The following is a 23,248-nucleotide window of genomic DNA, read 5'->3' as shown; positions in this document are numbered from 1 at the left end:
TTGATTAAGTGTGCTACAGCCTTACAGCAAATAAAGGAGGATAAACAGAATAATCCAGATGACATCTACAAAGTGCCAATATAGTTCTGCGGCTTCGGGGCCAAAGTGGGATTCTTTGGTATAGTGTCCATCTTTGGCGGAACGTAGCAACACGCCACAAATGAGGATAACCCCGAAGGTGACGTGCAAACCATGAAAAGCAGTTAATACATAAAAGCAACTGGCGTAAAGGTTAGTTGTTAGCCCAAACTCTAGGCTACTGTATTCATAAACCTGACCGGCCAAAAAGATAGCGCCCATGATAGCAGTGGCGGCGAACCAGACCCGTAAACCGGCTTGGTCACCGTTTTTAATGGCTTTGTTGCCGCGATTCATGACAAAGCTACTAGAAATCAGGATGATGGTATTAATTCCGGGTAACAGTAGTTCCCGTTCAATGCCTTCGGGGGGCCACTGTTCGGACATGGCGCGATAAATTAAATAAGCGGAAAACATCCCTAAAAAGATCATGCTTTCTGCGACTAGGAAAACGACGACCCCTAGAATACGATGATCTGGGTGTTCTTCATGGTGTCGGGAAGAGGCGATCGCCTCTGTAGCTAAGTTGGTGGTAGTTTGGGACTGGTCAACTGATGTAAATTGCATGAAATTCTAATCCAAGTTGTGTAATACAAACTGCTAATCACGGCCGAACTTGAGAGGAAGTCCGACCGTTTCAATTAGGGATTTCTAGGGATGATTGTCAGAATCAGAATCCTGGATATCTCCTAGTAATGATGAAGACTGCGCCTCGGAAACCCTAATCCCGGTTTCTTTATTGCGGGGGGGTACACTACTAGCCATTTCTTTGAGACGCGCACGAATTGACAAGGTTTTCTTCATACCATAGTCGTAGGGTCCAGTTCTCAATACTGGGGTGGTGTGGAAATTCTCAATGGGTGGAGGAGAAGAGGTCATCCATTCGAGGGTTAAAGCCTCCCAGGGGTTGCCGGGTGCTTTGGGACCTTTTAGCCAACTCCAAACGGCATTGATGATAAAGGGAAAAGTGGAAACTGCCAGAATGTAAGTACCAATGGTACAAACCACATTGAGTTCTGTAAATCGGGGGTCATACATGGCGACCCGACGGGGCATTCCTTGCAGTCCCAAAATGTGCATGGGCATAAAGGTCATGTTAGCGCCAATTAAGGTCAGCACAAAGTGAACAATACCCCAATTTTCATTCATCATGCGCCCGGTCATTTTGGGGAACCAGTGGTAAATTCCGGCAAAAATACCAAATACTGCGCCGCCAAATAAGACATAGTGAAAGTGGGCAACGATAAAGTAGGTGTCGTGGACGTGGATATCAAAGGGTACGGAAGCGACCATGATTCCTGTTACGCCACCAATTACAAAGGTGGCAATAAAACCCATGGCGAATAGCATGGCGCTATTGAGGCGGAGTTTACCTCCCCAAATGGTGGCGAGCCAACCAAAGACTTTAATTCCGGTGGGAACAGCGATGATCATGGTGGTGATCATAAAGAACATCCGCAGCCAACCGGGGGTCCCGCTGGTGAACATATGGTGCGCCCAGACAATTAAGCCGAGGAAACTAATGGCGAGACTAGAATAGGCGATCGCCTGATAACCAAAAATGGGCTTACGCGCATGAACGGGGAGAATATCGGAGATCAGCCCAAAAAAGGGCAGAATCATGATGTAAACGGCCGGGTGTGAGTAAAACCAAAATAAGTGCTGGTAAACCACAGGGTCGCCGCCGCCGCTGGGGTTAAAGAAATTGGTTCCCGCCAAGAGGTCAAAGGAGAGCAAAATCAAGGCGGCGGCGAGGACGGGGGTGGAGAGTAAAATTAGGGCGGAAGCTGCTATCATTGCCCAACACATAAGGGGCATATCATTTAGCCCCATGGTGGGTATACGCATTTTAAAGATGGTGACGGAGAAGTTGACGGCTCCTAAAATTGATGAGGTTCCCAATAGCAAAATGCTGAGAATCCAAATTTCTTCGCCGACTTTACCTGTCACTAAACTGAGGGGAGGATAGGAAGTCCAACCCGCTTGGGGCGCTTCGATGAGGAAACTGGCTAATAATAGCAGTCCGCCGGGGGGAATTAGCCAAAAGGCGACGGCGTTCAGTTTCGGAAAAGCCATATCCCTGGCTCCAATCATCAGGGGAATTAGATAATTGGCAAATCCTGCGCCGGCTGGGACGATCCACAGGAAGATCATGATCGTTCCGTGGACGGTGAACAGGCTGTTATACATTTCGGGATCGACAAGATCCGGGTCGGGGGTGGCTAGTTCGGTGCGGACGATACCAGCCATAAACCCGCCAATTAGATAAAAGATAAAGGAAGTGACCAGATATTGAATCCCGATCACTTTATGGTCGGTGCTGAAGCCGAAAAAGTCCAGAGGGCGACGTTCTCCCTCTTGGTTACTCATGGCTGAGTCGCCTGTGATGTTTATTTGTGCTTGAGCCATATATCAAACAGTGAAAGGGTTAACCTGAGTTGGGGCTATGTGTTCAGGAAATGATGAGATTTGGGCGCTAAAGTCCGACAACCCCATGGTGATGTCGCAACTGTGCGATCGCATTATGCTGCTCAATCCCCATTTGTGCCACATAAGGGGCGAGAAATTCACCCTCGGACATATCCCTGGGATTAGTGGCTACGGTGGGTTGTTGGTCTGGGTTGTTAGCAAAGCTATTTTCTGCTACCCAGGCTTCAAATTCTTCGGGGGTATGAACTACCATTGCTGTCCGCATGGCTCCGTGATAACCGCCACAGAGTTCGGCACAAACTACATTATAGGTTCCGACTTGGTTGGCTGTAAACCTCAGTTCGGTTGTGCGTCCGGGGATAGCGTCTTGTTTAAGGCGGAGTTCAGGAACCCATAAGGCGTGAATCACATCTTGGGCGCTGATGTTTAATTGCACTTCCTGACCAGCGGCTACATGAAGTTCGCCGGAAATTACCCCTTGATTTTGATAGTTAAAGATCCAGGCATATTGAAGACCATTAACATCAATAGTTATATCGGCAGGTGAGCCTATTCGTGAGGGAGATGCACCAATCCCTAGGGAGATTTGCTGACCTCCTGGGGTGATATCTTCTGCATCATATAAAGAAGCGGCGATCGCTGCTCCCGACATCTTAGCGTGATCCGCCATGGAATGGGAACCCGATGCCATAGGGTCTAGTCCCCCCATTTGGTTATATATGTCGAAACTATAAATTCCGATCCCCAAAACGATAACTGCTGGAATTGCCGTCCACACAATTTCTAGGGGAATATTGCCATGAATAGGGGGGCCGTCGGTATTGTCTCCGGGACGGCGACGGAACCGAATTAAGGAGACGACTAAAGCCCCCTCAACTAATAGCACCAAACCAAAGGCAATGGTCATCATCAAATCAAAAAGTTGATCGACCTCTGCTGCTTCGGGAGAAGCTGCTACAGGTAATAAGTCATGGTTCTGACCATACCAGAGGCTAATCAGAGTAATGGCAATCCCGACTAACAAAGTCCAGATTGAGCTAGGAATGTTCACGAAAACCCCCTGCTGTAAAAGTTCTATCGCCATCCTATCTTACAGCAATTGACCAAACTGCACAGATGACCCAGGGCGGCGGAGAGTGAAAGTTGCACAGTTGGGGCAGATAAGTCAAAATTATGCCATTGACTAGGTGTGAGACTCATGACCAATACTGTCTATCAGACTGACCAAATCTCAACCCAACAACTTCCTCAAGAAAAAATTCGCCGCCTGGTGTGGAAGCTATGTATCGCTACTTGGCTACTGATGGCTGTTGGTAGTGCTACTAGGGTGATGAATGCCGGATTGGCTTGCCCGGATTGGCCTTTGTGTTATGGTCAACTGGTTCCTACGGCTCAGATGAATTTGCAAGTTTTCTTAGAATGGTTTCACCGACTCGATGCCGGCCTAATTGGTTTGGGTACAACCTACTTAGTGGGTTTATCCTGGTGGCATCGACAACATCTTCCGGGCTGGATGCCTTGGGCTTCTACTTTCGCCCTGTTTCTGGTGGTGTTTCAGGGGGTTCTCGGTGGTTTGACTGTGACTGAACTATTGCGGTTTGATATCGTTACGGCTCATCTGGGAACTGCGTTATTATTTTTCTCGACCCTAATGGCGATCGCTTTTACTCTGATGCCTTATCAGGGAACTGGTAATGCTGGATATTTGCCCTGGGTGAGTCTGGCTGCTGCTGTCCTGGTATATCTCCAAAGCCTCTTAGGTGGCTTGGTCGCTTCTCAGTGGGCTTTGCATCAGTGTTTTGGTGCTTCTCAACTGTGCGGGGTGATGAATGGTCATATCCTGGGAGTAGTCCCGCCTACTTTGATGACTCTTTTTGTGGTGACTTTAGCTAGGCGTACTTCTGCCCTTAATCCGATGATACGACGATTGGCATTAGGGGCGGGTCTTTGTGTGATTGCACAAATTTTGTTAGGTGTGGCAACCTTTAAGCTACATTTACAGGTTGAACCTCTCACGATCGCCCATCAGGGCATGGGAGCTATACTATTAGGCATTTTAGTCGCTCTCACTGTTTTGGGATGCCGCGATCGCCAAGTGTCTCCCCAGGAAAATCGCCGATTTTTGGGGATATAACTCGATTTAATTGACCAAGGACTAGGGCCATTATCCCGGAAATATGGGCTCGGTGTTCTGATTAACTACTCATAACCAATTGATCCATGCAAGAGATTATTCAGACTAACTCATCTCGACACCACAATAACCCGCTACAAGTGCTGAAAAGCTACTATCAACTTACTAAACCTCGAATTATTTTGTTATTGCTGATTACAACGGCGGCGGGAATGTGGTTGGCTGCAGAAGGGGAAGTTGATCCTCTGCTGCTGTTGGTGACTATGGTGGGGGGAACCTTAGCTTCTGGGGCTGCTAATACCATTAACTGTCTTTACGACAGTGATATTGACTATATTATGGAACGTACCCGCTGGCGGCCTATTCCTTCGGGACGGGTTAAGCCTCGCGATGCCATGATTTTTGCGATCGCTTTAGCGATTGCTTCTTTTACCCTCCTAACTGTTTTTGCTAACCTCCTGGCTGCTTTATTGGCTATGTCCGGTATTGTCTTCTATGTGGCAATTTACACCCACTGGCTGAAGCGCCACAGTACCCAAAATATTGTCATTGGCGGCGCAGCCGGGGCTATCCCTCCCCTGGTAGGATGGGCAGCAGTTACCGGAGATTTGAGTTGGGCCGCCTGGTTGCTGTTTGTGATTATCTTTTTATGGACTCCTCCCCATTTTTGGGCCTTGGCTATTATGATCCGCGATGAATACCAGGATGTCGGTGTCCCTATGCTGCCAGTTATTGAGGGAGATGAACTCACAGCACAACAAATTTGGATTTATAGTCTGGTTTTGATTCCTACCAGTCTGTTATTGGTTTATCCCCTCCATACCAGTGGCTGGGTTTATGGGGCGATCGCTTTGGGGTTGGGGGCAGTTTTTCTCCAGAAAGCCTGGGAATTACTCCAAACTCCCCATAACCGTGATGTGGCGCGATCGCTATTCAAGTATTCTATTCTGTATCTGATGCTACTCTGTGCGGGTATGGTGGTTGATAGTCTCCCTGCTACCCATGAGATGACTATGGCTGTCGCGCACACTTGGCAAACTTGGATGGGAGTTAATAGTTGACAGTTCACCGTTGACCGTTGACAATTGATTCATTCCCCTATTCCCGACCTGACCGGGGGTAGGGGTTTTTGTCCTGATATGAAAGAAATTGATCAAGTCGTCGCCGCCTTGGAGAGTCAAGACTATCGAGAGGCGGCGAAATTACTTAAAAAATTACAAAAGGAATCGCCCCAAAATCCCTGGGTACAGTTTTATATCGGACGCTGGTATGAGGCGACCGATAAATTAGCGTCCGCTGAAAAGGTTTATCGAAAATTACTGAAAACTACCACCAATCCTAAAGTTATTGACCAGGCGCGTCAGGGGGTCAAGCGGTTAGAAGCTATTGAACAACAACGCCGCCAAAATGCGATCGCAGATGCTAAGACTAATCCCCGCAATTGTGAACCGGGAGTTTTGATATTAGAACCTATTGCGCCAGAAGATAAGCCAGAGGCTGCCAAAACTTTGGCACGGATTCTCAAAACTGATGCCTATAGCGCTCGGATGCAGTTACAAAGTAAAGGATGGCGACTTTATAAGACTGGAGAAATGGGAGAGTTGGGGGTGTATGGTCAAGAAATGCGATCGGCTAATATTCCCGTGTTTTGGGTGTCTTTAACTGACCTGGAAAAATTGCACGTTTTTCGGGTCTGTTATGTGCAATCTCTGTATCCACAATTGGGGGTGGTTTGTTTGGATGAAAGCGATCGCCTGGGAATGTTAAATTTGAATTGGTCCGAAGTTAGCCACCGTGTCGAAGGTTTATTACCTTTATTTGCCGAAACTATGGATTATGATCCTCGCCGCAGTAGAGGCGATCGCTTTCGCCACAAGGAAGTTACCCAGGACTATGCCAAAATCTATGATCTGCATTTACCAGGTCGTCATTCCATTATCAGGTTTTGTGATGTCACATTAGATTTTAATCAGGGTATTCAGTTGGCAAAAGTCGAAAATAAACAAACTTCACGTCTTCAGTGGAATAGTTTATTAGATAGGTTTAATCAAAACCTGGACAATATACCAGTCTCGTCAGAATTTACCGCTTTTGCTGAAACCGTCTTGGATTATACACAACTTCTCAGTAGGATTAAATCTTATATCGATTTAGAACGACAGTCCGAGACTCCCTGGGACCCAGCCTTTCAGCTTTATAGTGGCTTGCTTTTTCTTAAATGGTCTCAGCATTAGCAATTATGCAATTACGGCCTTTACTTTTCGCTTCATAAAGCGCAGCATCAGCTAGTTTAATTAATGATTCTGGACTGCGATCGTGATTGGGGACTTGACAAGCAACCCCCAACGAGAGAGTCACATAGCCGGAAACCTCCGATTTCTGATGTTCAATTTCTAGGGCTCTGATCTGATGTTGAATTTTATCAGCTACCTGTAATGCTCCCTTAATCCCAGTATTAGGTAATACTATCACAAATTCTTCCCCGCCATAGCGACTAGCAAGATCCGTAGAACGTTGGGCACAATTTTCTAAGATTTTCGCAATTTGTTTAAGGCATTCATCCCCCATCTGGTGGCCGTAGGTGTCATTATAGGCTTTAAAAAAGTCTACATCACACATAATCACAGATATGGGTGCAGTTTCCCTTAATAACCTTTGCCATTCCCTTTTTAAGTGCAGATCGAACTGTCGCCGATTCGCCACTCCGGTTAATCCGTCTAGGCTGGCTAGGCGTTCCAATTCTTGATTAACTGTTTGCAATTTCGCGTGTAATTCTCCCTGTTGAATAGCTACAGCAATGGGAGTAGCAATAGACCGCAACGCTTCGATTTCCTCCGGTTGCCAACCTCGGGTATTATCGCACTGATGAATGACCAGTAAACCCCATAAACAATTGGGGGATTCAGTTGGCTGTGACCGCAAATCTGGGTGGCGATGAATAATCGGTAAAATGAGCTTAGACTTCACTTGTAACCCATCTAATTTATTCCGTAAATTGATGGGAATATTGGCTTTATCAACATTAGATATAGACCAAATTTTTAGATAATTAGCAGCAGCCATCTCCGTGATAACTTCCGATAAACCAGAGTAGTTAATTGTCGTTCCTAACAAAGGTTGCCAAGGGGGGGATACTGACTCCATAACTACCCGATAATTGCCATCATTTTCTAGGCGATAAATTAAAGCGCGATCGCTCACTAGAAATTCCCGAATTTGATTAACAGTACATTCTAAAACTTGTTCTAAATCTATACATTCATGAAGGCTTTGGACAATTGCCCTTAACATTCTTTCCCGTTCCGCATGACTCCATAGTTCTTGTTCTGCTTCCTGACGTTCCGTGATATCTGTGGAAACTACCAATAAATATGGGGTTTGACCATCATTACCAATTAACGGTATTTTGTTGGTCTGAAACCAACGAACTTCTCCATTATTTAACCTCACGGGTTCCGCGGCAATTAGTCGCGGTTTACCAGAAGTCATAATTTCGCGATCGCTTGCCAAAATATAATCATTTTGATACTGCTTATGATTCAAGTCTGCATGGGTTTTTCCCATCATATTATCTACAGTAGTTCCATATAAATTCGCCATGGCACGATTAGCTAAAGTCAACCTTCCGTCCCAATCTTTAATAAAAATTATATTGGGGTTAGCATCAATTACCATCCTTAATAAGGCTCGTTGTTTTTCTAAAGCTAATTTAGCTATTTCCGATTTATGACTTTCCCAAGTTAAGCCTAAATCCTGTTCTTTAATTTGGTGTTGCTGTCGCTGTAGAGTAATTTGATATTCTATGCGTTTGAGCATTTCTTGTTCATGGAAAGGTTGGGTTATATAATCCGCAGCACCTACATCAAAAACCGTATGCTTATTCAACAAATCACCCCTACTTTCCATGATAATAACTGGTATTTTTTGAAATTTTGATTTCGATTTCAGCCAATTACATAACTCATAGCTATCTCCATCGTGTAATTTGCTATCTAACAAAATTAAATTTAATGGCCATGATTGAATTGCATGATAAGCTAGTTTTAATCCCATTACTAGATTAACTTCATATCCATGATTTTGTAAGATATTTTGTGGTAAACTATGATCATCATTTACCACATCTCCTGCAATCCATAAAATTTTCCCTCGGTCTTCCATTAACTCATTCATAAGTCACCCTGCTCAAAATCTACGAATTACCTAAAAATCCAGATTTTGAGTATCGCGGAAAAACTTAAATGGCGATGTCCATAAACCTAGATTTTTATCGGATTGTTGGCATTTTACTCAACACCTTGCGCCTTTCATAAATTTGACAATCCATAACATATATAGTATTCCCAAAATCCATAGCATTATTACAGTTTAACGCCAAAGCACTTTACAGATACATACATAAGTATGGCCGAGGGGACTGCCATATACAAATTTTCTTCAACAAAGCTGCCGACTCCGCCAACTTTGGGCAAATTATTTGTGGCGCTATTAGGTATTAAGCCATTTTGACTAGCCTAAAATTTTAAAAAAACCTAATTTCTTAATAAAGACTTTAGATTGTTTTTGGGCTATAAAACCTAAGTTCTCTAATATGTCGATTCTGGCACAGGCTAGGTTTTCCTGTCAATAGGGTAGTTGCAATAACCCAATTTTCTTAACAAAATTAAACTATTTATTTAAATTTGGGAAAAGTAAAGTAAAATTGTGTTCCTAGTCCGGGGTTAGACTCTAACCAAATTTTGCCCCCATAGCTTTCAATGATTTTTTTGCAGATAGATAAGCCTATACCTGTACCCGGATACTTTTTGAAAGTATGTAGACGGGTAAAGATTTTAAAGATATTCTCAAACTCTTGGGAGTCAATACCAATACCATTATCAGCACAGCAAAATATCCAGTTAGTGTCTGTTTCTTGACAGGAGATATTGATTAATGGTGCCAAATCATCAGAACGATATTTAATGGCATTACTAATGAGATTTTGAAACACCTCAGTCAAATGAATATTATTAGCTTTAATTTGGGGCAAATTATTATATTTAATCTGGGCGTTATTTTTTTCTATTTCTAATCTTAAATCCACAAGTATCTGCGCTAAAACTTGGTTACAATCAATTAATTCTAAAGCTGGAGAATGTGTATCACAGCCACAGTAAATTAATAAATCTTGAATCATCCTTTGCATCCGAATTGACGCATTAATAATATGATTAACATATTCTCTCGGTTTTTCTTTCAATTGATCAGAACATTCTATCTGGAGTAACTGAGCAAAAGCCTTTAAGCTAGTCAGCGGTTGCTGTAGGTCATGGGAGACCACAGAAGCAAATTGTTCAAGTTCCTGATTAGATCTGAGTAGTTGTTGATTTAGTTGTTCTAGGCGTGCATTTTGTTCCGCTAGTTGTCGCTTCTGGCGAACAATAGTAAGTTGGTTCTCAACCCTCGCCAAAATTTCCAGTAATTCAAAAGGCTTAGAAATATAATCAACCCCTCCCACATTAAAGCCTTTAACTTTTTCGGATACATCTTTAAGCGCACTTAAAAAAATGATAGGAATATCCTTAGTTTCTGATTTTTCTTTGAGGATTTTGCAAACATCATAGCCGTTTAAATTAGGCATCATGATATCAAGTAAAATCAGATCTGGCGGTTCAAATAAAGCTACATTTATGGCTTGTTTACCATTAATCACCCGCCGGACATCGTAGCCATTCTCGGTTAACATGGTAAATAAAAACTGTAAATTTTCGGGTTTATCATCGACAATTAAAATATCTCCTTTGTTTTTATTAACTGCTAAATTATCCATGGTTGTATGGCTCCATTAAATCAATAATTTGGTCAAATAAAAGATGATTAACATACCAATTTAAACCTTCAATAATTACCGTATGTTCGGGAGGGATTTGAGCAATTAAGCCCCTAAGTTGAGATTCCCTGGCTGCCATAGCTGCTCGATAGAATTGTTTAATCCATTCATAGTCTAAAATATCAATATCCTTTGTAGTTAAACGAGGTGGCCCCAAGGAGGATGAGGAAGAAGAGTTAGAAATAGATTTGCCATAAATGTAGTTTACCCCAAGATTGGCACTAATGCAATCAAGAAGAGTTTTAATATTAAAAGGTTTGTGGATTAAGTCGTTACAGCCTGTAGCCAGAATTGAGGCTCGCTCAGACTCAAAAGCATGAGCGGTAATCGCAATAATGATGGTAGACCGACCCTCTGGAGTTTGTCGAATCTTCTGGGTAGCTTGATAACCATCCATAACCGGCATTCTCATATCCATTAAAATTAGATGTGGATGCCATAGTTGCCATAAATCGCAAGCCTGTTGACCATTTTCGGCTTCTTGGACTTGAAAACCCAAGGGAGTTAAAATATTAACTAATAGTTGGCGATGATTAAAATTATCTTCCACTAAAAGAATCCGATAATTAGGTTGATTGGGAGCCATATTAATGCAGCTAATGTCATCAAGAGTTAATTCTTCTTCCGGGAGATATTCGATGTCAATATTTTCAGATTTGATGACTTCAACGGGGATATTAAACATAAATTTTGCCCCCCCATCTACCACACTAACAATGGTAATTTTTCCACCCATTAAACTAACATATTGCTGAGAAATTGCTAAACCCAAACCAGTACCTTGTTGATGTCTGCGACCCACGTCGGTTTGTACAAATGGTTTAAATAAGCGTTCTTGTTCGTCGGGAGTAATACCAGGTCCGGTATCTTCTACCTCAAAATAAAGTTGGCTAACAGAGCTAACAAATGATACCCGCAGGGTGACAGAACCAGCATCAGTAAACTTGATGGCATTATCTAGTAAATTGACTAAAACTTGCCTAAGTTTTGACTCATCAGTTTGGACATAATCAGGAATATCTTGCTGTAACTGTATATTCATCACTAAATTCTTAGAACTCGCCTTAATTTGGAGCATGGTATTAATCCGCTTTAGTAAAGTTATCAGGTTAAAATTGGTAGGATTTAAGGTTACTGCTCCGGCTTCTATTTTAGATAAATCTAGGACTTCATTAATTAGGGATAATAGATATTTTCCTGATTGTTGGATGATTTGTAGATACTCTTGTTGTTGGGAAGTAAGACCGTAATTTTGCCCTAAAAGTTGGGTAAAACCCAGAATAGCATTTAAAGGGGTACGGAGTTCATGACTCATATTGGCTAAAAATTCGCTTTTAGCTCGGTTGGCGGTGTCGGCGGCTTCTTTGGCTTGTTGAAGTTGGGTAAATAGTTCGGCTTGGTAGATAGCTACTCCCAACTGTCGAGCAATTTGGGTTAGTAATTTTACTTCATGGTGGAGCCATTTACGGGATTCTTTTTGGTAGGTGGCTAATATACCCCACAGGGTTTCACCTACATAAACAGGAACTCCTAGATATGCTTGAATATTGAGACTTTTTAATAGTTTAATCTGACTTTCCGAAATACTACTATCTTGGTGACTATCAGCCATGACAACCTGACCTGATTTAAGATGCTTGACTACGAGTTTAATATGGGGAGATTCTTGGTTGTGTTTTGCGGATATGATTCGCAAATCTGGTAATAATAAATGGTGGTAGTAATTGTCAGGGTTTTTAAATTTATGAATGACCACACTATCACAGTCTAAAATTTGTTGTACGTCTTTGGTAGTATTGTCAAAAATCTGATCTAGTTCTAAGGTTTGACTAATCTGTTGAATCAGTTGGGTAATTGCCATTTCTCTGACTAGGCTTTCTCGCAAGGCTTCCTCTGCTTGAGTTCGGTCATTTAATTCTACTTGTAACTGATGATATAGTTCGGCTTGGTAAATAGCGATCGCCAGTTGAGTTGCTAATTGTTTAAGAAGCTGAATTTCCCAATTTTCCCAGTTTCGCAGATGTGCTACATGATGGACAATTAATAGCCCCCATAAATTATCTCCCTGATAAATTGGCACAGAAATCCGAGATTTTGCTTGCAGATTAAAGGAATAATGCTGAGGAGAAAATGCTCTGAGATTAGCATCATTATCATAGATAATTAATGGTTCTTTTTGGTCATTTTGTTGGCCATGATTATACAAATAATCCTGATATTTACAGCCCAGAATTGTGTCGATTCCTGGCACAATTGACTCATGGGTAACAGTGGCTAAATTTTGGTCATGACAGCGGAGAATTAACACCCTATCTAAGTCAAGTAAGTGACGCAATTCATTAACTGTATTTTGCAGAATATCATCAAGATTGAGAGATTGACTAATATGGAGAGTTAGTTGATACAGAAGATGCTCTCTTTCTGCCTGTTGGCGTAGGTGTTCTTCGGTTTTTTTGCGGTTAGTAATATCTTCAGCAATGCGAGCAACTCTGACTACATCGCCTCGCTCATTTTTAATAGGGAAAGCGCGATCGCAAATCCACAGCATATCACCATCAGGCTTAAATATGCGATATTCTATAAACCTAGATTGAGCATATTCTTGATAGGAAAAATTGACGATTACTGACTGTAAATCATCAGGATGTACGGCTTCTAACCAGGAGCCGGGATCATCATAAACAGCCTGACAACTACGACCCCAAATTTTTTCATAGGCTGGACTGATATAAAACAATTTGTCTCCCCTAGGACTGGTAAGCCAGAAAACATCTTGAATATGATTAACTACTTGGCTAAATCTCTCTTCACTTTCCTGTAGAGCTTCTTGGGTTTTACAGCGCTCTGTAATATCGCGAAAACAAACTACATAAAATGGTCTTTGTAACCACTCAGTTTCAGCGACAGTCATTTCTACCATGACCAGTCCCCGTTCTGGGTTAAGAATTCCCAATTGTGCTACATCTCCCACAGTTATTGGTAGTCCTAACTCATGGTTAATTAACTCTTCGGAAGTGCGTCCAAATAAATTTAATCCAGCGGGATTGACTGCATGAACTATTCCTTGGCAATCTACCATTAAAATACTATCAGAAATACTATTAAAAATTACTTGTAAACGAGCTTCGCTTTCTTGAAGTTGGGATTCTATGAGTTTGTGGGAAGTAATATCTTGGGCGGTTCCTAAGACTTGTACAGCCAGACCATTGGCATCTTTGGTAAATGGCACTTCCTGGGCTCGCAACCAGCGATAGGAGCCATTTTTATGGCGCATCCGGTATTCAATATCTAAAACTTCTCCCTCTGATAAGGCAGAGACTTGCTCTAATATGGTTTCTAATATAGGTAAATCATCGGGGTGAATCTGCTCCCAGAAAAAGCGATCGCCCAGCTTTTGTAAATCTTCTGGAGAAAAACCTAGGATGTTAATAATTTGGTTATTTACATAAACATTTTGTAAGTTTTTGGGTTCATAAATATATATGAGTTTTGGAAAACTATTAATGATGGTCTCTATAAATAATTTGTCTTCATATAAATTGGGGGTACGGTGATTAGGATCTGAGGAAATTGTCTGATGATTATGGGCTTGACCCAAAGCTAAACTTAATCTGAGCGATCGCTCTATTTCCTCAAGAATAAGTCTATTTATGGGCAGATAATCTGTGGCACCCATATTCAAAGCAGCTAGACCCGCTTCTGAGTTGTCCACTAAGGCAATAACTGGGGTAGGTAGTACCCGATCAATCCAATCTCGAAGCAAATATGTAGTATAATCAATAAGGTAAAGATGATATTCAGGGAAAGTCTGCTCGAAAGGCTCTAAGGTAGGGGAGTATCGCTCTAATTTAACAGAAAGCGATCGCATAAATTGTAGCAACTGTCGTAGTTGAACTTCATAAGCATCATCATTTGTTACCAGGAGAATATTAAAGGGTCTGTAGTTCATAACATTCTCACCTTCTCTTGAGTCATAGTTAACAGGAAAGATCTGGCAACCCAAACTAACCCCGGAGTTACTGATAGTTACCATTGTACCAGTATAAATGACAATATATGGCTGATGATGCAACCAGGGTTTTTTTGGGTAAAACTGTTTATACATGACAAACACCAAATACCTTAGTATATATTATGATAATTACTATGAACGGCGAACCCGCACATATTTTAGGTATGGAATTTGAATATCCTAATGATCCAGTACCTCTCAACTCACCTTTTTACATCGATCGCCCACCTATTGAAGAACTAGCCTACCGAGAAATACAGAAACCGGGAAGTGTGATCCGTATTCGTGCCCCTAGGAAAATGGGGAAAAGTTCTCTGTTGCAAAGAATTTTAGCTTATGGTAAACAAAACAATTATCATGTAGTCAATTTAGATTTGAGACAAACTGAAGCCTCAATGTTATCAGATCTGAATCGTTTTCTGCGGTGGTTTTGTGCCATTGTCGGTCATTGCCTAAATTTACCATCTAGGTTAGATGACTATTGGGATGAGGATATCGGCAGTAAAGTTAGCTGTACAATTTATCTAAAATACTTGCTAGATTTAATCGATGCACCTCTGATCATAACCATTAATGAAGTTAACTATCTGTTTGAGTATCCCCAAGTAGCGGGGGAGTTTTTGCCGATGTTGCGGTCTTGGCATGAGGAAGCTAGACAATCGGAAGAAATGCAAAAATTGCGATTAGTTATGGTACATTCAACGGAGGTTTATATTCCCCTAAAATTAAATCAATCTCCCTTTAATGTGGGACTCCCGATCCGACTGCCATTTTTTACTCCTGAACAGGTTAAAGATTTAGCCAAACGTCATGAAATAGAGGATGATGATGGCAATTTAGTCACGGATTTAATGGATATGGTGGGAGGCCATCCCTACTTAGTTAGGTTAGCTTTATATCATCTGGTAGTGACCGATAATAATGACCATAAAAGCATGGGCGATCGCCTCCAAAAAATCCTCAGCGAAGCCTATACACAAGGAGGCATTTATAATCAACACCTGTGCGAACAATTAGCAATTCTTAAAGAGCAACCGGAACTATTACAAATTTTGCAGGCAATTGTGATGTCCAATGAAGAAATTACGGTGGAACCCATTGCTGCTTATAAATTAGAAAGTTTGGGGTTGGTCAAGCTAGAAGGAAATCAAGCGATCGTCAGTTGTCAACTCTATCGCCAGTATTTTAAATACCTCCATGAAAAAGGAATCTTTAATCAATATTCTCGGCTCCATGAATTAGAATCGATAAATCAGCAACTGGAGAAAATAGCTAATATAGATGATTTAACTCAAATTCCCAATCGTCGTTTTCTGTTTTCTTACTTAGAAAAACAATGGCAAAAACATAGTCAGAGAGGGGAGGTTATTTCTCTGATTTTGTGTGATATTGACTGCTTTAAGCTCTATAATGATACCTATGGACATATTGCCGGGGATCAGTGCTTACAAAAAGTAGCGAAAGTTATGGAATCTAGTCTTCATCATCCCACGGATATAGTAGCGCGTTATGGGGGCGAAGAATTAGCGATTATTTTACCAGAAACCACATCAACGCAAGCCTTAAATTTAGCGCAAATCATTCGCAAAAATATTAAACTCTTGAAGATAGTGCATGAAAAATCCTTATGTGCAGATAAAATTATTACCCTTAGCATGGGAGTAGCTAGTATAATTCCCAAAACCCACATCAACCACTTTTACTTAATGCAAGCGGCTGATGAAGCATTATATCAATCCAAAAATCAAGGACGCGATCGCATAACCACTAAAAACCTAACCATCAGCCTTTAAATTAGTGACTGACTCCCCCAATTTTGATATAATGGCAATAGCTGTTTTTGTATAACAAATCACCGATGTTGTCATTAAGTTTAGTCTAGATTTTGTGTTTATTTAGCCTGATTGAATTTCAGAAACTGAAAGCCTCCCCAATGAACAAGCAAAAACCAACTTCACACCAGGACCCATCATAATTAGCCTAAAAGACCCGGACCGCGCGATTCCATAGCAATAGTGCATCCCAACCCGGACCGGCGGCTGGCTTTGACTCCCTCGGGGGAAGTATTAGCCACAGAAACCCGCCAAAACCGAATTAGACTGCTAGAAGACTCTAAGGGGAGGGGGTAGCAGACAGTTTCGTGGTAGTTGTAATCGGAATGAGGGAATAGGTTATAAACTGCTTTTTATTCCCTTCAATAGCAATGGTTGCCCGGAAGGATACTACCAAGACTTTTTAACTCGATTTTTAATCGATCCTGCTATCCCAACCACCATAGGGCGACCAGTAGGATGATTAGTTTTACCTGATGGTAGCTTCCTATTTACTGAAAAAATGAATAATGACATTTATTGATTTCAAAAAACAGCTAATTTTTAGTTTTAAAAAAGCGAGGTTTTATGATTTATGAGTACATCTATTTATCAAGTTGGTGGAAGTTTACCAACGGGTCATATTAGTTATGTAGAACGCCATGCAGATGCCGAACTTTATCAGGCTTTAAAAGGGGGGGAATTTTGTTATATTTTCAATGCGCGCCAGATGGGGAAATCATCTTTAATGGTGCGGACTATGCACCGCTTACAACAAGATGAATTTATCTGTATAAGCCTAGATATGACTCAGGTGGGCGGGGAAATCATTAACCCTCAACAATGGTATAAGGGAGTAATTGTTAATCTGTGGCTTAGTTTAAAATTAAAGAATAAGTTTGATTATAAACAATGGTGGAAAGACCATGATGATTTATCCTTAATTCAGCGACTAGAACAGTTTGTTCATCAGGGAATTTTGGCGAATATTTCCTGCCAAAAAATCGTGATTTTTATTGATGAAATAGACAATTTATTGAGCCTGAATTTTCCGACGGATGATTTCTTTGCATTTATTCGCTTTTGCTATAATCAACGGGCGACTAACCCCGAATATAATCGCCTGACATTTGTTTTGTTAGGGGTAGCTACTCCTGGGGATTTAATTCGCGATCGCACTCGCACCCCTTTTAATATTGGTACAGCCATCAAACTCTCAGGATTTACCCCAGAAGAAGCCGAACCTTTAGCCCAAGGTTTAGAGGCTAAATTTGGTTGTGGAAAAACCCTAATTAGAGAAATTATTAAATGGACAGACGGACAACCATTTTTAACTCAAAAAATCTGTAGATTAATGATGACTATGGGAACCGAAACCGAAGCCCATTCTCTCTTAAAAGGATTAGAGGTATTTTGGGTTGAGTCGATTGTCTATCGGTACATTATCGACCGTTGGGAATCTCAAGACGAACCGGAACACCTGCGAACTATTCGTAATCGTATCCTCTATAATCAGCGATTTGTCGGACGCTTACTGAGTATCTATCAACAGGTATTAGATAATCATCATATCAAGGCTGATGATAGTCGAGAACAAATAGAACTATTGTTATCAGGATTAGTCCTAGAAGAACAGGGCAATATCCTAGTCAAAAACCGCATATATCAAGCTATATTTAATCGTGAATGGGTGCGAGAGCAATTAATGGTGTTAAGACCCTATTCTCAAGCATTTGAAGCCTGGATACAATCAGGAAAAACAGATATTTCTCGTTTATTAAGAGGTCAAGCCTTGCAAGAGGCTCAACATTGGTCTCATCAGAAAAGCCTCAGTGATGACGACTATCAATTTTTGTCAGCTTCGACGGAATTAGAAGCCTTAGAAGTCAAAAAAACCCTAGAAATTGAGCGTGCCAAAACTATAGAATTGCAACTGGTAGCCCAGCAAAAAATGACCAGACTGCAAAGATTACTTTTAGGGGCAGTTAGTGGAGGTTTTGCGATTACATTAATTCTGGGTTTATCGACATTTTGGCAATATCGACAAGCTAAGATTAGCGAAATTCACGCCCTCACGCAATCCTCAGAAGCCTTCCTCGCCCTCAACCGTCCTTTAGAGGCACTGTTACAAGCTATTAAAGCCCAAAAATCTCTAAACCACCTGGTCTGGTCTGACTCCTCAATCAAGGCTCAGGTTGAGTCGGTGCTATCACAAACAGCCTATAGTGTTCAAGAGTTTAACCGCTTTTCTGGACATAGGGGTTCTATTAATAATATTAGTTTCAGTCCTGATGGCAGATTAATTGCTTCTGTGGGTCAGGATAAAACGGTGAAACTGTGGCAGCCAGATGGTGAACTTTGGGCTAATATAAGCAGCTTTGCTGATGAAACGATCGCCATTAATTTCAGCCCGGATAATCACCAAATAGCCGTTGGGGTGAGGGATGGAAATGTGCAAGTTTGGAATGTCAAACCAACTCCCCCCACCCTCGAATATTCCTGGGAGGCACACCAACAACCTGTGATGTACGTCGTCTTTAGTCCTGATGGTAAAATGATCGCCTCAGTTAGTCTTGATGGCAGTGCCAAACTGTGGAAAATTAACGGAGAATTACTCACCACCCTAACCAATGATGGAATCCCACGGCGGGCGATCGCCTTTAGTCCTGATGGTGAAACGATCGCCGTTGGTGGAGAATCAGGAATTATCGAACTTTTTAAATCCAATGGTTCCCCCTTAAAAACCTTGCCCCATCATGAAGGGGAAGTGATGAAGATCGCCTTTAGTCCCGACTATGATCAACTGGTTTCAGCTAGTCGCGATCGCACCATAAAAATTAGCAATACCAAGGGAGAAATCCTCCAAACCATCAAAGACCATGATGATGAAGTTTGGGCTATTGCCTTTAGTCCAGACCGCCAATTTATCGCCTCTGGGAGTCGCGACCAAACCGTGCGATTGTGGAAAAAAAGCCCCATAGATCAACTGTACTACCCCCGGGAAGTATTTCGCAGTCACCAGGGCGAAGTTGATGCTGTCTCCTTTAGTCCCGATAGCCAAACCCTAGTTTCTGGGTCTTGGGATCGGACTTTACGACTGTGGAAAACCCATCATCCCCTGATGACCAACTTTCCGGCTCATGAGGGAGAAATTTGGGATATTGTGTTTAATGCCACCTCTGGGGTCATGGCTTCTGCTTCTAGTGACCAAACCATCAAGTTATGGGACTTCATGGGAAACCCCCTAGCCACCTTGACAGGTCATATCACCAGAGTCAACCAACTCGCCTTTAGTCCTAATGGAGAATGGTTAGCCTCCAGTTCCCATGATGGTACTGTGAAACTATGGAACTTGGCATCTAATTCCGTCCACCGTAACTTCACGGACCATCAAGCCAGTGTTTGGGGGCTGCAATTTACGCCAGATAGCCAAAAACTGGTGACAGCGAGTTGGGATAATACCCTAAAAATGTGGGACAAATATGGCAATATTCTCCAGGTTTTCAGCGGACATACCGGGGCGGTTTGGGGGGTTGATATTCGTTCTGATGGTGAGATGATGGTGTCTAGTTCCCATGATAATATGCTCAAACTCTGGGGTTTAGATGGTAGATTGTATTCTGGGCTAAATGGTCATAAAGATGGCGTCTGGTCTGTGTTGTTTAGCCCTGATGGTGATCTGATCGCCTCTGGAAGTCGCGATCGCACTGTCAAATTGTGGCTGTGGGACCCCACCGCACAAACTTACAACCTTGACCACACCCTATCAGGTCATCAGGGTATCGTGATTCAAGTAGCCTTTAGCAATAATGGACAATACCTGGCTTCTGCTAGTGAGGATCAAACCGTCAGGGTCTGGAGTCGCTATGGTGATAGCCTAGTTCATTTGGGGGGAAACTGTGGCATGGTCAGAACCGTAGAATTTAGCCCTGATGACCAAATTCTGGCTAATGGGGGGGCTAATGGCACGATCACCCTCTGGCAAATTGACAATATTTTGGGTCTCAATACCCTAGAATATGCCTGTGATTGGATACGGGATTATTTACGCACTAACCAGGATTTAGAAACCAGCGATCGCCGTCTTTGTGAATTTTAGGCCAAGGATAACTATGGATCTGCCTTCGTTTTTGTGGTTATGGAAAATCGCCGCCTGGTCTATGGGTCTTTCCATCACCGCTTATCTGATCTTAGCAATGACAGGAGGTTGGATGTTCATCTGTCGCCAGCAAAACGCTTCCCGTCCTCTGTGGTTGCGACCGCTTCATTATGCGATCGGTATGATTATGGTCATTTTAGTTCTATTGTTGTTAACTGTGGGCATCATCGGAACTATTGGTCACTATGGAAACCTAGGACACTCTGTGCATCTTCCGGCTGGTTTGACCGTCGTGGCTTTAGTCTTGCTTTCCGCCTGGAGTGCCCACCAAATTAACCCAGAAAAATCTTGGGCGCGATCGCTTCACATTACTACCAATGTTATTCTATTCTTGAGTTTTGCGATCGTCTCCCTCAGCGGTTGGGTCGTCGTTCAAAAATACCTGCCCTAATTTAACCTGCCTTAAAACTTGATCACCAATTTAATCATGAACGGCAACAGCTTTAGACACCTGTGGTTTTCTATTATGGTTCTCCAGATCATGGGGACAATATTACCATCAACAGCGATCGCCAGCCCAGACGACCCCACCTCAGACACCTGGGAACAACTCCAACGTTACAGCCAGGAAGGCAAAAAAACGCCCCAACAATCTCAAGTTACCTCCGTTTCCCAACTTAGTGACGTTCAACCCACAGACTGGGCTTTTCAAGCCTTACAATCCTTAGTAGAAAGATTTGGCTGCATAGCAGGTTATCCCGACGGAACCTTTCGCGGCAATAGGGCCCTAAGTCGCTATGAATTTGCGGCCGGAGTCAATACTTGTCTCGATCGCATTACAGAAATCATCGCCGCCGAAACTGGCGATCGCATGACCCAGGGAGAATTACTCGCCGTTAAACGTCTCCAAGAAGAATTTGCCGCCGAATTAAGCCTATTACGACAGGACATTCGTCGCATAAACACCTATCTCGACCAAATCGAGAATAATCAGTTTTCCCTCACTACTCAACTGCGGGGAGAGGCAATTTTTGCCCTCACTGATGCTTTTGGAGAAGACACCGGAACCGATCAAACCGTATTCCAAAATCGTATCCGTCTCGACTTTAACACCAGTTTTACCGGACAAGACCTGCTATTTACCCGCCTTGTAAGCGGTAACGCCTCCAGCTTTAACGGAGGAGTGATCGGGGAGGGAACCCAAACCTTTAACATTGTCGGTGATACAGAAAATCAAATTAAGCTAGAACGCCTATTCTATCAATTCCCCGTTAGCGATCGCCTTTATTTCACCCTCGCCGCCAAAGGAGTCACCTGGGATGATTTTGTTCCTACCCTCAACCCCTATATTGATGACTACGACGGCGGAAAAGGCAGTTTAAGCGCCTTTGGTCAACGTAACCCCATCTACCGACTTGGCGGAGGGGCTGGAATTGGTATCAATTATGAATTTCGCGATCACAGTTTAGCCAGCATCTTCGGTCCCACATCCCTATCCGTCGGATATCTCACCCCCACCGCCACCAATGCACAACCATCACAAGGTTTATTTAACGGCGATTTTTCCATTCTGGCACAATTGACTGTTACCCCCACAGATAACCTACAATTTGCCTTAACTTATAACCATAGTTATTTCACCCCCGGAAACTTTGGCTTTGATAATGGTCAGAACAATGGCCCTGTTTTTAATCGCACCACCGGAGAAGTTAATCGTAATGCCTTTAACGGCTACACCGGTACTGGGATAGCTAATTCCCTCTTGGGATTAACCAACGGACTTAACCCCCTAGGAGTCGCCACAGGCGTTTCTAGTCATTCCTATGGCTTGCAATTATCTTGGCGTATTCACCCACTCGTTATCCTCGGAGGTTGGGGAGGATATACCGCCGCTAGGGCTCGTGGTGTCGCTGATGGGCAAATTTGGAACTATGCTATCACTGTGGCATTACCTGATTTATTCCATGAAGGCAGTCTAGGCGGCGTGATTATTGGTCGAGAACCCTATCTAGCCAATCTTGATGCTTCAGGAAGGTTGGGGCGTACCCTTCCCACTGACTCCTCCTGGCATTTTGAGGGGTTTTATCGTTATCAGTTGAATGATTATCTTTCCATTACCCCAGGTATCATTTGGATTACCAATCCTAATCAAAGCGATCGACATCAAGACCTCGTAATTGGCACGATCAGAACTACCTTTACATTCTAGTACCCATCCGCTAGACCCCTTAACCACTGCCTCACATCTAAAACTGCCTTGATCAATTTTATCAATTATGGGAAAATTCACAATATCTTAACACTTACCACCTAGCCTAATCGTAGCTCGCCTATTCGTCTCTGAATTACACCAGGTTTATCCAATGTCACCAATTTTTGATGCCATACCCCCAACCTATTCCGACATCATTTTGTGCTACTATCAAAATGCCACCACTAAATTAGAAATTATCCGAATTTCTAATATCCCCGGATGGTACTTTGAACACATTCTCTTTCCCGGAGAACGCTTACTTTTTGAAGCAGTTACCGAAGCGAAACTTGAGATTTATCGAGGCGATCGCATAACGCCAAACCTAGCACAATTAGTCCCCTGTAGACATTTAGCCACTCAAGAAAATCATAAGACAGAACCAGATTTAGTGGTTGGCTTAGGTTAATAAAACCAGCAGCGTCTACGGGTGTCGTAGGAACGTCGGGGCGCGCCTGTGCAGTTAATCACATTTCCTAGGGGAGCATATTGCCAAACCCGCCTCACCCCACCGACAATAAAGTAGGGGCGGGTTCCGCAGTCAATCACATTTCCTAGGGAGCA

At 42.6% G+C, this 23,248-nt stretch carries 14 protein-coding genes; 8 read left to right on the top strand and 6 right to left on the bottom strand.

From position 1 onward, the window contains the following. Window positions 1-21: 21 nt before the first annotated feature. The 3 genes from P5674_RS12630 to P5674_RS12620 all read right to left on the bottom strand — a co-directional run bounded on the left by P5674_RS12630 (window position 22) and on the right by P5674_RS12620 (window position 3,592). Window positions 22-645: a cytochrome c oxidase subunit 3 gene (locus P5674_RS12630; RefSeq protein WP_014277091.1), complete on the bottom strand. Its 624-nt coding sequence runs from the start codon at window positions 643-645 to the stop codon at window positions 22-24. A gap of 84 nt (window positions 646-729) precedes the next feature. After that, window positions 730-2,487 (bottom strand): cytochrome c oxidase subunit I, encoded by a 1,758-nt coding sequence (ctaD, locus tag P5674_RS12625; protein WP_014277092.1) that lies wholly within the window; start codon window positions 2,485-2,487, stop codon window positions 730-732. A 67-nt stretch (window positions 2,488-2,554) separates the two neighbouring features. Then, window positions 2,555-3,592 carry a cytochrome c oxidase subunit II gene (locus tag P5674_RS12620; protein WP_006668207.1) on the bottom strand — a complete coding sequence of 346 codons (1,038 nt, stop codon included), beginning with the start codon at window positions 3,590-3,592 and terminating at the stop codon, window positions 2,555-2,557. Window positions 3,593-3,706: 114 nt separating this feature from the next. On the opposite strand from P5674_RS12620, the gene P5674_RS12615 reads away from it, so the two are divergent. The 3 genes from P5674_RS12615 to P5674_RS12605 all read left to right on the top strand — a co-directional run bounded on the left by P5674_RS12615 (window position 3,707) and on the right by P5674_RS12605 (window position 6,876). Then, window positions 3,707-4,642, top strand: coding sequence for a COX15/CtaA family protein (locus tag P5674_RS12615; RefSeq protein ID WP_006624864.1), 936 nt, complete (start codon window positions 3,707-3,709; stop codon window positions 4,640-4,642). Between the two features lie 86 nt (window positions 4,643-4,728). Next, window positions 4,729-5,703, top strand: a complete 975-nt coding sequence (locus tag P5674_RS12610; protein WP_006624865.1) for a heme o synthase — start codon at window positions 4,729-4,731, stop codon at window positions 5,701-5,703. 78 nt (window positions 5,704-5,781) lie between these two features. Beyond that, on the top strand, window positions 5,782-6,876 hold the full coding sequence (locus P5674_RS12605; RefSeq protein WP_035760151.1) for a tetratricopeptide repeat protein: 1,095 nt from the start codon (window positions 5,782-5,784) through the stop codon (window positions 6,874-6,876). Here the strand turns inward: P5674_RS12605 and P5674_RS12600 are convergent. The 3 genes from P5674_RS12600 to P5674_RS12590 form a co-directional block, all read right to left on the bottom strand. Continuing rightward, a complete protein-coding gene (locus P5674_RS12600) occupies window positions 6,857-8,815 on the bottom strand; it encodes a diguanylate cyclase domain-containing protein (RefSeq protein WP_315670023.1) in 1,959 nt (652 codons plus the stop codon). The two genes, P5674_RS12605 and P5674_RS12600, sit on opposite strands and share 20 nt — an antisense overlap. Before the next feature lie 499 nt (window positions 8,816-9,314). Then, the gene (locus tag P5674_RS12595) at window positions 9,315-10,451 is read right to left on the bottom strand and encodes a sensor histidine kinase (RefSeq protein WP_006619449.1); all 1,137 of its coding nucleotides are present in this window, start codon (window positions 10,449-10,451) and stop codon (window positions 9,315-9,317) included. Next, window positions 10,444-14,460 (bottom strand): GAF domain-containing protein, encoded by a 4,017-nt coding sequence (locus P5674_RS12590; RefSeq protein WP_231852017.1) that lies wholly within the window; start codon window positions 14,458-14,460, stop codon window positions 10,444-10,446. The genes P5674_RS12595 and P5674_RS12590 overlap by 8 nt, the downstream gene beginning before the upstream one ends. Before the next feature lie 185 nt (window positions 14,461-14,645). Here P5674_RS12590 and P5674_RS12585 point away from each other — a divergent pair, with 185 nt between their 5' ends. The 5 genes from P5674_RS12585 to P5674_RS12565 all read left to right on the top strand — a co-directional run bounded on the left by P5674_RS12585 (window position 14,646) and on the right by P5674_RS12565 (window position 23,093). Next, window positions 14,646-16,316, top strand: coding sequence for an AAA-like domain-containing protein (locus P5674_RS12585; protein ID WP_014277098.1), 1,671 nt, complete (start codon window positions 14,646-14,648; stop codon window positions 16,314-16,316). 613 nt (window positions 16,317-16,929) lie between these two features. Further along, window positions 16,930-20,433 carry an AAA-like domain-containing protein gene (locus tag P5674_RS12580; protein WP_014277099.1) on the top strand — a complete coding sequence of 1,168 codons (3,504 nt, stop codon included), beginning with the start codon at window positions 16,930-16,932 and terminating at the stop codon, window positions 20,431-20,433. A gap of 13 nt (window positions 20,434-20,446) precedes the next feature. Beyond that, window positions 20,447-20,884: a DUF4079 domain-containing protein gene (locus tag P5674_RS12575; RefSeq protein WP_014277100.1), complete on the top strand. Its 438-nt coding sequence runs from the start codon at window positions 20,447-20,449 to the stop codon at window positions 20,882-20,884. A gap of 36 nt (window positions 20,885-20,920) precedes the next feature. Then, entirely contained in the window at window positions 20,921-22,642 is a 1,722-nt protein-coding gene (locus P5674_RS12570) for an iron uptake porin (RefSeq protein ID WP_043468664.1), read from the top strand. A 154-nt stretch (window positions 22,643-22,796) separates the two neighbouring features. Then, window positions 22,797-23,093, top strand: coding sequence for a DUF1830 domain-containing protein (locus tag P5674_RS12565; protein ID WP_006619443.1), 297 nt, complete (start codon window positions 22,797-22,799; stop codon window positions 23,091-23,093). Window positions 23,094-23,248: the final 155 nt, after the last annotated feature.

It is taken from the genome of Limnospira sp. PMC 289.06 (genome assembly GCF_032350395.1).
GTDB classification, from domain to species: domain Bacteria; phylum Cyanobacteriota; class Cyanobacteriia; order Cyanobacteriales; family Microcoleaceae; genus Limnospira; species Limnospira platensis.
Note: the sequence above shows the minus strand (reverse complement) of the source record. Positions and strands in the feature narration are given on the sequence as shown.